This is a genomic window from Streptomyces sp. NPDC030021 (genome assembly GCF_055574035.1).
Window position 1 is genome coordinate 13362 of the sequence record NZ_JBVIAH010000002.1, and the last position, 13745, is coordinate 27106.

9 protein-coding genes are annotated in these 13745 nt (G+C 70.8%); 5 read left to right on the forward strand and 4 right to left on the reverse strand.

What is annotated here, in order from left to right:
* Positions 1-63: 63 nt before the first annotated feature.
* Positions 64-807: a response regulator gene (locus ACZ4YL_RS03130; RefSeq protein WP_382550001.1), complete on the forward strand. Its 744-nt coding sequence runs from the start codon at positions 64-66 to the stop codon at positions 805-807.
* A gap of 24 nt (positions 808-831) precedes the next feature.
* On the opposite strand, the gene ACZ4YL_RS03135 is transcribed toward ACZ4YL_RS03130, so the two are convergent.
* Genes ACZ4YL_RS03135 through ACZ4YL_RS03145 form a run of 3 tightly spaced genes read right to left on the reverse strand, consistent with a single transcriptional unit; the run spans position 832 to position 3201 of the window.
* Positions 832-2004: a winged helix-turn-helix domain-containing protein gene (locus ACZ4YL_RS03135; protein ID WP_468113489.1), complete on the reverse strand. Its 1173-nt coding sequence runs from the start codon at positions 2002-2004 to the stop codon at positions 832-834.
* A 9-nt stretch (positions 2005-2013) separates the two neighbouring features.
* Complete coding sequence (locus tag ACZ4YL_RS03140) at positions 2014-2595, reverse strand: GNAT family N-acetyltransferase (RefSeq protein WP_468113490.1); 582 nt, start codon at positions 2593-2595, stop codon at positions 2014-2016.
* A gap of 21 nt (positions 2596-2616) precedes the next feature.
* The gene (locus tag ACZ4YL_RS03145) at positions 2617-3201 is read right to left on the reverse strand and encodes a GNAT family N-acetyltransferase (protein WP_468113491.1); all 585 of its coding nucleotides are present in this window, start codon (positions 3199-3201) and stop codon (positions 2617-2619) included.
* A 240-nt stretch (positions 3202-3441) separates the two neighbouring features.
* Between ACZ4YL_RS03145 and secA the strand changes: the two genes are divergently transcribed.
* Positions 3442-6240 carry a preprotein translocase subunit SecA gene (gene secA, locus ACZ4YL_RS03150; protein WP_468113492.1) on the forward strand — a complete coding sequence of 933 codons (2799 nt, stop codon included), beginning with the start codon at positions 3442-3444 and terminating at the stop codon, positions 6238-6240.
* 170 nt (positions 6241-6410) lie between these two features.
* Here the strand turns inward: secA and ACZ4YL_RS03155 are convergent, their stop codons facing one another.
* Positions 6411-6860 carry an Rv3235 family protein gene (locus ACZ4YL_RS03155; protein ID WP_468113493.1) on the reverse strand — a complete coding sequence of 150 codons (450 nt, stop codon included), beginning with the start codon at positions 6858-6860 and terminating at the stop codon, positions 6411-6413.
* 302 nt (positions 6861-7162) lie between these two features.
* On the opposite strand from ACZ4YL_RS03155, the gene ACZ4YL_RS03160 reads away from it, so the two are divergent.
* The 3 genes from ACZ4YL_RS03160 to ACZ4YL_RS03170 all read left to right on the forward strand — a co-directional run bounded on the left by ACZ4YL_RS03160 (position 7163) and on the right by ACZ4YL_RS03170 (position 13693).
* On the forward strand, positions 7163-7663 hold the full coding sequence (locus tag ACZ4YL_RS03160; protein WP_468113494.1) for a DUF6912 family protein: 501 nt from the start codon (positions 7163-7165) through the stop codon (positions 7661-7663).
* Positions 7660-8361, forward strand: a complete 702-nt coding sequence (locus tag ACZ4YL_RS03165) for an HAD family hydrolase (protein ID WP_468113495.1) — start codon at positions 7660-7662, stop codon at positions 8359-8361. Before ACZ4YL_RS03160 ends, ACZ4YL_RS03165 begins: the two co-directional genes overlap by 4 nt.
* 367 nt (positions 8362-8728) lie before the next feature.
* Positions 8729-13693: an NAD-glutamate dehydrogenase gene (locus ACZ4YL_RS03170; RefSeq protein WP_468113496.1), complete on the forward strand. Its 4965-nt coding sequence runs from the start codon at positions 8729-8731 to the stop codon at positions 13691-13693.
* The last annotated feature ends 52 nt before the right edge of the window (positions 13694-13745 follow it).

Sequence of the window (13745 nt, forward strand, 5' to 3'; positions counted from 1 at the left end):
GTCAACCGGCTGCGGTGTGTGTCCGGTTGGCCCAGCAGCTGAGCACATGCAGGGGGAGGAACGATGGCGGACAGCTTCGGGCCGGTGCGCGGGGACGGCGGCGTCGCGGGCTGCCGCGGGACGGACCCGTCGCAGGAGACCGCCCGGGAGCCCATCAGGGTGCTCGTGGTCGACGACCACGCGCTCTTCCGGCGGGGACTGGAGATCGTCCTCGCGCAGGAGGAGGACATCCAGGTCGTGGGCGAGGCCGGGGACGGGGCGGAGGCCGTGGACAAGGCGGCCGACCTGCTTCCGGACATCGTGCTGATGGACGTGCGGATGCCCCGGCGCGGCGGGATCGAGGCGTGCACCTCGATCAAGGAGGTGGCCCCCTCCGCGAAGATCATCATGCTGACGATCAGCGACGAGGAGGCGGACCTCTACGACGCGATCAAGGCGGGCGCGACCGGGTACCTCCTGAAGGAGATCTCGACGGACGAGGTGGCCACGGCGATCCGGGCGGTGGCGGACGGCCAGTCGCAGATCAGCCCGTCGATGGCGTCGAAGCTGCTCACCGAGTTCAAGTCGATGATCCAGCGGACTGACGAGCGGCGGCTGGTGCCCGCGCCGCGGCTGACGGACCGGGAGCTGGAGGTCCTGAAACTGGTGGCCACCGGTATGAACAACCGTGATATCGCCAAGGAGTTGTTCATTTCCGAGAACACCGTCAAGAACCACGTCCGCAACATCCTGGAGAAGCTGCAGCTGCACTCCAGGATGGAGGCCGTGGTCTACGCGATGCGGGAAAAGATCCTCGAAATCCGCTAGCGCCCGGCGCCCGGCGCCCAGGTCCTAGAGCGCGGCCAGTTCCGCGGTGACGGCCGCCGCTTCCGCGGGCGAACTCGCGCGCTCGACGCGCACGTCCTCGCAGCCGACCCATTCCGCCGCCTCCCGCAGGGCCCGCGCCATCGGGCCCGCGGCCTTCGGGGAGGTCAGCGAGAGCTGCCGGGCGACCAGCGTGCGGCCCTCGCGGGCCGGGTCGACGCGGCCCTGGAGGCGGCCGCCCGCCAGCAGCGGCATCGCGAAGTACCCGTGTATCCGCTTCGGCTTGGGCACGTACGCCTCCAGGCGGTGCGTGAAGCCGAAGATCCGCTCCGTCCGGGGACGGTCCCAGACCAGGGAGTCGAAGGGCGAGAGCAGCGTCGTGCGGTGGCGGCCCCTGGGGGCCTCCGCGAGAGCCGCCGGGTCCGCCCAGGCCGGCTTGGACCAGCCCTCCACCTCGACCCGTACCAGCCCGGAGTCCGCGACCACCGCGTCGAACTCCTCGCCCTTGAGGCGGTGGTAGTCCGCGATGTCGGCGCGGGTGCCGACGCCCAGGGACCGGCCCGCCAGGGTGACCAGGCGGCGTACGCACTCGCGGTCGTCCAGGTCGTCGTGGAGCAGCGCGTCGGGAACGGCCCGCTCGGGGAGGTCGTAGACCCGCTTCCAGCCGCGGCGCTCGCTGCACACCACCTCGCCGGTGTCCAGCAGCCATTCCACCGCGATCTTGGTCTCGGACCACTCGAACCACTCGCCGCCGTTCTTGGCGCCGCCCAGCTCGGTGGAGGTCAGCGGGCCGTCGGACCGCAGCCGGTCCAGCACCGACCGCGTCGAGCGCTCCTTGTCCTGGAGGACGTGCCAGCGGTGGCCGCGCGCCCGGCGGGCCCGGCGGCGGAACGCGAAATGCGGCCATTCCTCGATCGGCAGGATGCAGGCGGCGTGCGACCAGTACTCGAAGGCGTGCCGGTCCGACCAGTACGCCTGCTCCACCGTGTCCCGGCCCACCGCGCCCAGGCGCGCGTACGGGATCAGCTCGTGCGAGCGGGCCAGGACCGAGATGGTGTCCAGCTGTACGGCGCCCAGGTGGCGCAGGACCCCGCGGACCCCGCCGCGCCGGTCGGGTGCGCCGAGGAAGCCCTGCGCGCGCAGGGCGACGCGCCGGGCGTCGTCGGCGGACAGGGAGAGCGAAGCGGTGCCCGAAGTCATCCCCGAAGACTAGGACGTGCCACTGACAGCGGGCAGGTAGGGCAGCGGCGAGGGCAGGCCCAGGTCGGAGGGGAGCAAGGAGCCGACCCAGCAGTCCAGCAGCGCGCCGCCGTGCTCCATGCCGGCGCGCTGGACGCCCTCGACGAGGAAGCCCGCGCGTCCGGCGACGGCGCGGGAGCCGTCGTTGCCCACCCCGGCCCGCCAGACCAGCCGTACGACGCCCGCTTCGGTGAACGCCCAGCGGGCGGCGGCCCGCAGGGCTTCGGCCATGTAGCCGCGGCCCCGGTGCCCGGCGACGGTCCAGTAGCCGATCTCATGGGTGTGCGACCCCGTCCGGTGCACGGCGAGCGTGGCGACCAGCGGGCCGTCGGCCCCGAGCCGTACCGCGAAGTTGTACTCGGTGTCCTCGCGCCACCCGGCCGGGACGGTTTCCGTCACGTACGTCCGCGCGTGGGCGGGCTCGTACGGGACCGGCACCGATATCCAGCGCTGGATGTCGGGGTCCTGGCAGGCGGCGTACACCTCGGCCGCGTCCTCGGGGGTGTGCGGGCCGAGGACGAGGCGGTCGGTGGTCAGCGTGATCGGCTCCATGATCAGGATTGTGCCGACCGGCTACTTCGCGGGTGCCGGCAGGTACGGCAGTCGCGAGGGCAGGCCCAGGTCGGAGGGGAGCAGGGCGCCGACCCAGCAGTCGCGGGAGGTGCCGCGCTGTTCGATGCCGGCCCGCAGGACTCCCTCGACCCGGAAGCCGGCCTTCTCGGCCACGGCGCGGGAGCCCGCGTTGCCCACCTCGGCGCGCCATTCCAGCCGTGCGGCGCCCAGCTCGGTGAAGGCCCAGCGGGCGACGGCCAGGACCGCCTCGGTCATGTAGCCCCGGCCGCGGTGCTCCTTGACCGCCCAGTAGCCGACCTCGTGGCTCGCGAGGCCCCCGGTGCCGCGGACGTGCACGCCGACGGCCGCGACCAGGGGGCCCTCGGCCCCCAGGCGTACGGCGAAGGGCATGGCCGTGCCCTCGCGCCAGCCGTTCGTCGCGATCTCGTTCACGAAGGCGTGCGCGTCCGCGTGCTCGTAGGGGGAGGGGACTGTCGTCCAGCGCTGGATGTCGGGATCCTGTGCCGCGGCGTAGACCTCTGCCTCGTCCGCCGGGGCGAAAGGCCGCAATACCAATCGGTCCGTACTGAGTGTCGTGGGCTCCATGAACGGATTCTGCTGCGGTGCCGGTACCCGGGGCGAACAATTTTCGGTGATCCCTCCGGGCTGTGCGGCACCTTCGGTGTCCCCCGTACGTTCTCAATCCGGGCACCCGTGCCCTCACGGGAACGGCGGACCTCCCGACGCGGCCACGTCCTCGCTTACGATGGCCGTTGCGGTGGGGCCCACCTGCCGTGCCCGTGTACGTACAGTGCCCAGGCCCGACCGGCAAGGAGACAAACCTCGGTGTCCGTCTTCAACAAGCTCATGCGTGCAGGCGAAGGCAAGATCCTGCGCAAACTGCACCGCATCGCGGACCAGGTCAACTCCATCGAAGAGGACTTCGTCAACCTCTCCGACGCCGAGTTGCGTGCGCTCACGGACGAGTACAAGCAGCGTTTCCAGGACGGCGAGAGCCTGGACGACCTGCTGCCCGAGGCCTTCGCGACCGTACGCGAGGCCGCGAAGCGCGTCCTCGGCCAGCGGCACTACGACGTCCAGATCATGGGTGGCGCGGCGCTGCACCTCGGCTACGTGGCCGAGATGAAGACCGGTGAGGGCAAGACCCTCGTCGGCACGCTGCCCGCGTACCTGAACGCGCTGTCCGACAAGGGCGTCCACCTGATCACGGTGAACGACTACCTGGCCGAGCGTGACTCCGAGCTGATGGGCCGGGTGCACAAGTTCCTCGGCCTGGAGGTCGGCTGCATCCTGGCGAACATGTCGCCCGCGCAGCGCCGCGAGCAGTACAGCTGCGACATCACCTACGGCACGAACAACGAGTTCGGCTTCGACTACCTGCGCGACAACATGGCGTGGTCCCAGGACGAGCTCGTCCAGCGCGGCCACAACTTCGCCGTGGTCGACGAGGTCGACTCGATCCTCGTCGACGAGGCCCGTACCCCGCTGATCATCTCCGGCCCCGCCGACCAGGCCACGAAGTGGTACGGCGACTTCGCGAAGCTGGTGACCCGCCTGACCAAGGGCGAGGCCGGCCAGCCGCTGAAGGGCATCGAGGAGACCGGCGACTACGAGGTCGACGAGAAGAAGCGCACCGTCGCCATCCACGAGTCCGGTGTCGCCAAGGTCGAGGACTGGCTCGGCATCGAGAACCTCTACGAGTCGGTGAACACCCCGCTCGTCGGTTACCTCAACAACGCGATCAAGGCCAAGGAACTCTTCAAGAACGACAAGGACTACGTCGTCATCGACGGCGAAGTCATGATCGTCGACGAGCACACCGGCCGTATCCTCGCCGGCCGCCGCTACAACGAGGGCATGCACCAGGCGATCGAGGCGAAGGAAGGGGTGGACATCAAGGACGAGAACCAGACCCTTGCCACGATCACCCTGCAGAACTTCTTCCGCCTCTACTCGAAGCTGTCCGGCATGACCGGTACGGCCATGACCGAGGCCGCCGAGTTCCACCAGATCTACAAGCTCGGTGTCGTCCCGATCCCGACCAACCGCGACATGGTCCGCAAGGACCAGCCGGACCTGATCTACCGGACCGAGGTCGCGAAGTTCGCCGCCGTCGTCGACGACATCGCGGAGAAGCACGAGAAGGGCCAGCCGATCCTCGTCGGCACGACGTCGGTCGAGAAGTCCGAGTACCTCTCCCAGCAGCTCTCCAAGCGCGGCATCCCGCACGAGGTGCTCAACGCCAAGCAGCACGACCGTGAGGCGACGATCGTCGCCCAGGCCGGCCGCCGGGGCGCGGTCACGGTCGCCACGAACATGGCCGGCCGCGGTACCGACATCAAGCTCGGCGGCAACCCGGACGACCTCGCCGAGGCCGAGCTGCGCCAGCAGGGCCTGGACCCGGAGGAGCACATCGAGGAGTGGGCGCACGCCCTCCCCTCGGCGCTCACCCGGGCCGAGGCCGCGGTGAAGGCGGAGTTCGAGGAGGTCAAGGAGCTCGGCGGGCTGTACGTGCTGGGCACCGAGCGTCACGAGTCGCGCCGTATCGACAACCAGCTGCGCGGCCGCTCCGGCCGACAGGGCGACCCGGGCGAGTCCCGCTTCTACCTGTCGCTGGGTGACGACCTGATGCGCCTGTTCAAGGCGCAGATGGTCGAGCGCGTCATGGCGATGGCGAACGTCCCCGACGACGTGCCGATCGAGAACAAGATGGTGACGCGCGCGATCGCGTCGGCCCAGTCGCAGGTGGAGACCCAGAACTTCGAGACGCGCAAGAACGTCCTGAAGTACGACGAGGTCCTCAACAGCCAGCGCGAGGTCATCTACGGCGAGCGCCGCCGCGTCCTGGAGGGCGAGGACCTCCAGGAGCAGGTCCGCTTCATGATGGACGACACCATCGACGCGTACATCGCGGCCGAGACGGTCGAGGGCTTCGCCGAGGAGTGGGACCTGGAGCGCCTGTGGGGCGCCTTCCGGCAGCTCTACCCGGTGAAGGTCACCATCGAGGAGCTGGAGGAGGCCGCGGGCGACCGCGCGGGCATCACCGCCGAGTTCATCGCGGAGTCCGTCAAGGACGACATCCACGAGCAGTACGAGACGCGCGAGAAGACGCTCGGCTCCGAGATCATGCGCGAGCTGGAGCGGCGCGTGGTCCTGTCGGTGCTCGACCGCAAGTGGCGCGAGCACCTGTACGAGATGGACTACCTGCAGGAGGGCATCGGCCTGCGGGCCATGGCCCAGAAGGACCCGCTGGTCGAGTACCAGCGCGAGGGCTTCGACATGTTCAACGCCATGCAGGAAGGCATCAAGGAGGAGTCCGTCGGCTACCTGTTCAACCTGGAGGTCCAGGTCGAGCAGCAGGTCGAGGAGCTTCCGGTGCAGGACGAGGCGCCGTCCCTGACGAAGGAGCCGGCGGGGGCGCGTCCGGAGATCCGGGCGAAGGGGCTGGACGCTCCGCAGCGGCCGGACCGGCTGCACTTCTCCGCTCCGACGGTGGACGGGGAGGGCGGTGTCATCGAGGGCGACTTCGACTCCGACGCTGTCGGCGGTGAGGGCGACGGGATGACGCGGGCGGAGCGGCGCAAGGCGCAGAAGGCCGCCGGTGGGCGTCGCCGGAAGAAGTAACCCGCTGCCGGGTTGAGCTGGAGCTGTCGGCCGGGGCCGGACACCACGGGTGTCCGGCCCCGGCCGCGTTGTGTGCGGGTGCAGGTGCCTGTGCGGCGCCGTTGCGGGGGGCGCTGCCCCCGGACCCCCGCGCCTCAAACGCCGGCGAGGCTGAAAGAGGCGGCGGCGGCTCATGGGCGGGGGCCCTGGATCTCTACCGCTGCGCAGCGCCAGCGGAGGTCCGGGCCCTGTTCGAGGCGGAAGGCCATGGCGGTGAGGCGGTCGCCCGTGGCGATGCGGGCGAAGGCCTCGATGACTCCCGGGCCCGGGGTGAAGCGGCCGCACTGGCGGACGACCGGGCGGAGGCGGTCGCGGAGGGGGTCCGTGGCGGCCAGGGTGATCAGCTGCTGGTAGGCGGGGCCGATGGTGTGGCCGAGGAGCGAGTGGACCGGGCGCAGGCCGCTGACCACCGCGAGGAGGTGTTCGGCGAACCAGTGGTGCGGGCCGAGCCGCAGGGTGCGCGGGGGGCCTGCCGGGCGCCGCGGGTCGCGGGGGCCGGCGGGCCGGGTGCGGGTCCGGCCCGCGGGCCGCCGGCGGCTGCCGTCGTTGCCGGTCATCGTGCCGCGCATCGTGGTGTCCATGGCGAGCTGCCCCCGAACAGGCCGGGCCCGGAGTGGTACCGGGCGGTAACTTGATGGGGATCTTCTACGGCCGCCGAACACGCTCCGCAACCACGCCCGCGGCCCGCCCGGCCACCGGCCCGCTTCACCTATCCGGGTGGGCGGCGGCCGGTCCCCCACCCCGGGCGGGGCCCGTGCGCGTACCCGGGTGGACGGGCGCGGCTCCCGGTCCGGCGCCCCGAAGGGGGACGGAGTCCATCACCCGCCCGGCTCCGTCCGAGTCGTATCCTGAGGGCGTTTCCGACTACCGAAAGCAGCCGGCCATGCGCGTGTACGTCCCCCTGACCCTCCCCGGGCTCGCCGAGGTGCACCAGGCGGGTGAGCTGGGCCCCGCCCCGCTGCTGGCGTACGCCGTCACCCCCGGGCTCCGCGAGTGGTACGTGTCGGACGACATCGAGGAGCTGGAGTACGCGGCCCTGAACCGGGCCGCGCTCGCCTCCCTGCGGCTGGTCGCCGCGGACGCGGGCGCCCCGCGCCGGCGCGTCGTGGTCGCCCTCGACGTCGACGACAAGGCCGCCACCGCCGCCCCCGGGGCCGACGAGGCCGCGCTCGGCCGGGTGACCCTGGCCGCCGCCGTACGGCTCGCCGTGGCCGCCGCCGTGCACGTGGACGCCGATGACGCCGACGAGGCCGTGGCCGCCGCCGCAGGGGCCCTGGAGGCCGCCGACGGCGGGGACACGGACGCGCAGTACACCGTCGACGCCGCCGAGGACCACGAGCTGCTGTGGTTCGGCGTGCAGGAGATTCCGGGGCTGCTGAAGTGATCGACACGACCGCCGCGACCGACGCCACCGCCACCACCCGCCCGAACCACATCGTCTGGGACTGGAACGGAACGCTCCTCCACGACATCGACGCCGTCATAGCCGCGACCAACGCCTCCTTCGCCGAGCTCGGCTTCGCGCCGATCACCCTGGAGACCTACCGCGACCTGTACGTCGTACCCGTGCCGAAGTTCTACGAGCGCCTCATGGGCCGGCTGCCCACCGAGGAGGAGTGGCTGGTCATGGACGACACCTTCCACCGCCACTACTGGGCCGCCGCAGAGGACGCCGGGCTGGCCGAGGGTGCCCGGGAGCTGCTCCGGGACTGGCAGCTGGACGGTCTCACCCAGTCCCTGCTGTCCCTCGCACCCCACGACAAGCTCGTCCCCCTGGTCCGGCTCCACGGCATCGACCAGCACTTCCTGCGCGTCGACGGCCGGATCGGCCCCTCGCACACCTCCAAGGCGGGACACCTCGTACGCCACCTGGCCGCCCTGGGCGGGACGGGTGTGACGGCGGACCGTACGGTCCTCATCGGAGACGCCGTGGACGACGCCCTCGCCGCCGCCCACGTGGGTGCCCGGGCGGTTCTCTACACGGGCGGCTCGCACAGCCGCAGCAGTCTGGAATCAGCCGGAGTGCCGGTCGTGGCCAGCCTGGCCGAGGCCGTTCGGACAGCTCGCGAGCTGTCCGGATAAGCACTGGACAGGCCGCTGCACGGACGGCCGCTCACGTCGCTGGCCAGAGTGTCAAAGTTCCACCCCAAGATTTGTACAGATGCAGCGAATGACGTCCTGGGGGTAGGTCGGGATAGCCTTGTACCCGTGATCAGCGCGATAGTCATCGGGGGCACTGGAGCCTCCGGCCTGCGCCCGGCGCACGACCGTGCCCGGGCCTTCGCTGATCCCCGCCCCCGGGACCTTCGGCCGATCGTGGCTCATTCCCTCCCGGTCGGCTCTCTCGACGGCATAGCGTCGATCCCGAACGGACACCCCGCCTCGCGGAGCTATGCCATTCCTTCCTTCACCTACGTCACGCAATGGCGCGCGACAGGAGCCAGAGGACATGCAGACCAAGCTGGACGAAGCAAAGGCCGAGCTGCTCGCACGGGCGGCCCGGGTAGCTGAGCACAGCCCGGCCGGGGGGCTACTTCCGACTGGGTCCGAGCGGGGAGAGCGTCCAGACAAGGACGCGGTGCTCTCCTACCTCCAGCGCTACTACCTGCACACGGCGCCCGAGGACCTCGCGGACCGGGACCCGGTCGATGTGTTCGGAGCCGCGCTCTCGCACTACCGGCTCGCAGAGAACCGGCCGCAGGGCACCGCGAACGTGCGCGTGCACACGCCCACGGTGGAGGAGAACGGCTGGACCTCCAGCCACTCCGTCGTCGAGGTCGTCACCGACGACATGCCCTTCCTCGTGGACTCCGTGACGAACGAGCTGTCCCGCCAGGGCCGCGGCATCCACCTCGTGATCCACCCGCAGGTCGTCGTCCGCCGTGACATCACCGGCAAGCTGATCGAGATCCTCGGCCCCGACTGCGACGCCCACGGTCCCCGCACCGCGCGCCCCCACGACTCCCTCGTCGAGTCCTGGATCCACGTCGAGATCGACCGCGAGACCGACCGCGCCGACCTCAAGCAGATCACCGCCGACCTTCAGCGCGTCCTGTCCGACGTACGGGAGTCCGTCGAGGACTGGGAGAAGATGCGCGACGCCGCGCTGCGCATCGCCGAGGGCCTGCCCGAGGAGCACACCGCCCCCGACCTGCGCGAGTACGAGCTCGAAGAGGCCCGTGAGCTGCTGCGCTGGCTCGCCGACGACCACTTCACCTTCCTCGGCTACCGCGAGTACAACCTCGTCGACGGCGACTCCCTGGCCGCCGTGCCCGGCACCGGCCTCGGCATCCTGCGCTCCGACCCGCACCACAGCGGCAAGGACGACGGCCACCCGGTCTCCCCGTCCTTCAACCGGCTGCCGGCCGACGCCCGCGCCAAGGCCCGCGAGCACCGCCTGCTGGTGCTGACCAAGGCCAACAGCCGCTCCACCGTGCACCGCCCCTCGTACCTCGACTACGTGGGCGTCAAGAAGTTCGACGCCGACGGCAACGTCGTCGGCGAGCGCCGCTTCCTCGGCCTGTTCTCCTCCGCCGCGTACACCGAGTCCGTGCGCCGCGTCCCGGTGATCCGCCGCAAGGTCGTCGAGGTCCTCGACGGCGCCGGCTTCGCGCCGAGCAGCCACGACGGCCGCGACCTGCTGCAGATCCTGGAGACGTACCCGCGCGACGAGCTGTTCCAGACCCCGGTCGACCAGCTCCGGGCCATCGTCACCTCCGTCCTGTACCTCCAGGAACGCCGCCGGCTGCGGCTGTACCTGCGCCAGGACGAGTACGGCCGCTACTACTCGGCGCTCGTCTACCTGCCCCGCGACCGGTTCACCACCGGGGTGCGGCTGCGCCTGATGGACATCCTCCGCGAGGAGCTCGGCGGCATCAGCGTCGACTTCACCGCGTGGAACACCGAGTCGATCCTCTCCCGCATCCACTTCGTCGTCCGCGTCCCGCAGGGCACCGAGCTGCCCGCGCTGACCGACTCCGACGTCGAGCGCATCGAGGGCCGTCTCGTCGAGGCCGCCCGCTCCTGGGCCGACGGCTTCCAGGAAGCGCTGATCGCCGAGTGCGGCGAGGAGCGCGCCGCCGAGCTGCTGCGCCGCTACGGCACCTCGTTCACCGAGGGCTACAAGGCCGACCACTCGCCGCGCGCGGCCGTCGCCGACCTGGTCCACCTGGAGCGGCTCGCCGCCAGCGACCGCCAGTTCGCGCTCTCGCTCTACGAGCCCGTCGGCGCGGGCCCCGGCGAGCGCCGGTTCAAGATCTTCCGTACCGGTGACCAGGTCTCGCTCTCCGCGGTCCTGCCGGTGCTGCAGCGCCTGGGCGTCGAGGTCACCGACGAGCGCCCGTACGAGCTGCGCCGCTCCGACCGGGTCAGCGCCTGGATCTACGACTTCGGTCTGCGGATGCCCCTCTCCGGCAACGGGGACAACTACCTCGGCGACGACGCCCGCGAGCGCTTCCAGGACGCCTTCGCCGCGGTCTGGCAGGGCGACGCGGAGAACGACAACTTCAACGCCCTGGTGCTGAGCGCCGGGCTCACCTGGCGGCAGGCCGTCGTCCTGCGCGCGTACGCCAAGTACCTGCGCCAGGCCGGCTCCACCTTCAGCCAGGACTACATGGAGGACACCCTCCGCAACAACGTCCACACCACCCGACTGCTGGTCTCGCTCTTCGAGGCCCGGATGGCGCCCGTGCGCCAGACCGCCGGCAGCGAGCTCGTGGACGCCATGCTGGAGGAGCTCGACGGGGCCCTGGACCAGGTCGCCTCGCTCGACGAGGACCGCATCCTGCGGGCCTTCCTCACCCTCATCAAGGCCACGCTGCGCACGAACTTCTTCCAGCTCAACGGCGTGGGCGAGCAGCACTCGTACGTGTCGATGAAGTTCGACCCGCAGGCCATCCCGGACCTGCCGGCCCCGCGTCCGGCCTTCGAGATCTGGGTCTACTCCCCGCGCGTCGAGGGCGTCCACCTGCGCTTCGGCAAGGTCGCCCGAGGCGGCCTGCGCTGGTCCGACCGCCGTGAGGACTTCCGTACGGAGATCCTCGGCCTGGTCAAGGCGCAGATGGTCAAGAACACCGTGATCGTGCCGGTCGGCGCCAAGGGCGGCTTCGTCGCGAAGAACCTCCCCGACCCGTCGGTGGACCGTGACGCCTGGCTCGCCGAGGGCATCGCCTCGTACAAGATCTTCATCTCGGCGCTGCTCGACATCACCGACAACATGGTCGCCGGCGAGGTCCTGCCCCCGAAGGGCGTGGTCCGCCACGACGAGGACGACACCTACCTCGTCGTCGCCGCCGACAAGGGCACCGCGACCTTCTCCGACATCGCCAACGGAGTGGCCGAGTCCTACGGCTTCTGGCTCGGCGACGCCTTCGCGTCGGGCGGCTCGGCCGGCTACGACCACAAGGGCATGGGGATCACCGCCCGTGGCGCGTGGGAGTCCGTCAAGCGGCACTTCCGCGAGCTGGGCCACGACACCCAGACCGAGGACTTCACGGTCGTCGGCGTCGGTGACATGTCCGGTGACGTGTTCGGCAACGGCATGCTGCTCTCCGAGCACATCCGCCTGGTCGCCGCCTTCGACCACCGGCACATCTTCATCGACCCGAACCCGGACGCGGCCACCTCCTACGCCGAGCGCCGGCGCCTGTTCGAGCTGCCGCGCTCCTCGTGGGCCGACTACGACACCTCGCTGATCTCGGCGGGCGGTGGCATCCACCCGCGTTCCGCGAAGGCCGTCCCGATCACCGCGCAGGTCCGTGAGGCCCTCGGCATCGAGGCGGGCGTCACCAAGATGACCCCCGCCGACCTGATGAAGGCGATCCTGCAGTCCCCCGTGGACCTGCTGTGGAACGGCGGCATCGGTACGTACGTCAAGGCCACCGCCGAGACGCACGCGGACGTCGGCGACAAGGCCAACGACGCCATCCGCGTCAACGGCTCCGACGTGCGGGCCAAGGTCATCGGCGAGGGCGGCAACCTGGGTCTGACCCAGCTCGGCCGGATCGAGTTCGCCCGCACCGGTGCGGGCGGCGAGGGCGGCAAGGTCAACACCGACGCCATCGACAACAGCGCGGGCGTGGACACCTCCGACCACGAGGTGAACATCAAGATCCTGCTCAACGCGGTCGTCACGGACGGCGACATGACGGTCAAGCAGCGCAACAAGCTGCTCGCCCAGATGACCGACGAGGTCGGCCGTCTGGTGCTGCGCAACAACTACGCGCAGAACATCGCGCTCGCCAACGGCGCGGCCCAGGCCCCGAGCCTGCTCCACGCCCAGCAGCGCTACATGCGGCGGCTGGAGCGCGACGGGCTCCTCGACCGGGCGCTGGAGTTCCTGCCCACCGACCGGCAGATCCGCGAGCTGCTGGGCGGCGGCAAGGGCCTGACCCAGCCCGAGCTGGCCGTGCTCTTCGCCTACACCAAGATCACGGTGGCGGACGAGCTCATCGCCACCGAGCTGCCGGACGACCCGTACCTGCGCCGTCTGCTCTTCGCGTACTTCCCGGCCGCCCTGGCCGAGAGGCTCACCGAGCAGATCGACACGCACGCGCTGCGCCGGGAGATCATCACCACCATTCTGGTCAACGACACCGTCAACACGGGTGGTTCGACCTTCCTGCACCGTCTGCGCGAGGAGAGCGGGGCCTCCACGGAGGAGATCGTCCGCGCGCAGCTCGCGGCCCGCGAGATCTTCGGCCTGGCCGACGTGTGGGACGCGGTGGAGGCGCTCGACAACAAGGTCGCCGCCGACGTCCAGACCCGGGTGCGGCTGCACTCGCGGCGCCTGGTCGAGCGCGGTACCCGCTGGCTGCTGAACAACCGGCCGCAGCCGCTCCAGATCACCGAGACCATCGCCTTCTTCGAGGAGCGCGTGGGCCAGGTCTGGGCCGAGCTGCCGAAGCTGGTGCGCGGCGCCGACCTGGAGTGGTACCAGTCGATCCTGGACGAGCTGACGGGTGAGGGCGTTCCGGAGGAACTGGCCGCCAAGGTGGCCGGCTTCTCCTCCGCCTTCCCGGCGCTGGACATCGTCGCGATCGCGGACCGCACGGGTGTGGACCCGCTGGAGGTCGCCGAGGTGTACTACGACCTCGCCGACCGCCTGGCCATCACCCAGCTGATGGACCGGATCATCGAGCTGCCGCGGTCCGACCGCTGGCAGTCGATGGCCCGCGCCTCCATCCGCGAGGACCTCTTCGCGGCGCACGCGGCGCTGACCGCGGACGTGTTGTCGGTGGGCAACGGCACGTCGACTCCCGAGGAGCGCTTCAAGGCGTGGGAGGAGAAGAACACGGCCATCATCGGGCGGGCGCGGACGACTCTGGACGAGATCCAGGGGTCGGACGACTTCGACCTGGCGAACCTGTCGGTGGCGATGCGGACGATGCGGTCGCTGTTGCGCGCGCACAGCTGATCGCGGGGTTGTACGGAACGGGCCGGGCCCGGGACCTCGATGGTCCCGGGCC

Bases quoted from the DNA above. Each gene is read 5' to 3' on its own strand.
- ACZ4YL_RS03145 (WP_468113491.1), bottom strand. From the start codon at position 3,201: ATGGAGCCCACGACACTCAGTACGGACCGATTGGTATTGCGGCCTTTC.
- ACZ4YL_RS03155 (WP_468113493.1), bottom strand. From the start codon at position 6,860: ATGGACACCACGATGCGCGGCACGATGACCGGCAACGACGGCAGCCGC.
- ACZ4YL_RS03170 (WP_468113496.1), top strand. From the start codon at position 8,729: ATGCAGACCAAGCTGGACGAAGCAAAGGCCGAGCTGCTCGCACGGGCG.
- ACZ4YL_RS03140 (WP_468113490.1), bottom strand. From the start codon at position 2,595: ATGGAGCCGATCACGCTGACCACCGACCGCCTCGTCCTCGGCCCGCAC.
- ACZ4YL_RS03160 (WP_468113494.1), top strand. From the start codon at position 7,163: ATGCGCGTGTACGTCCCCCTGACCCTCCCCGGGCTCGCCGAGGTGCAC.
- ACZ4YL_RS03130 (WP_382550001.1), top strand. From the start codon at position 64: ATGGCGGACAGCTTCGGGCCGGTGCGCGGGGACGGCGGCGTCGCGGGC.
- ACZ4YL_RS03135 (WP_468113489.1), bottom strand. From the start codon at position 2,004: ATGACTTCGGGCACCGCTTCGCTCTCCCTGTCCGCCGACGACGCCCGG.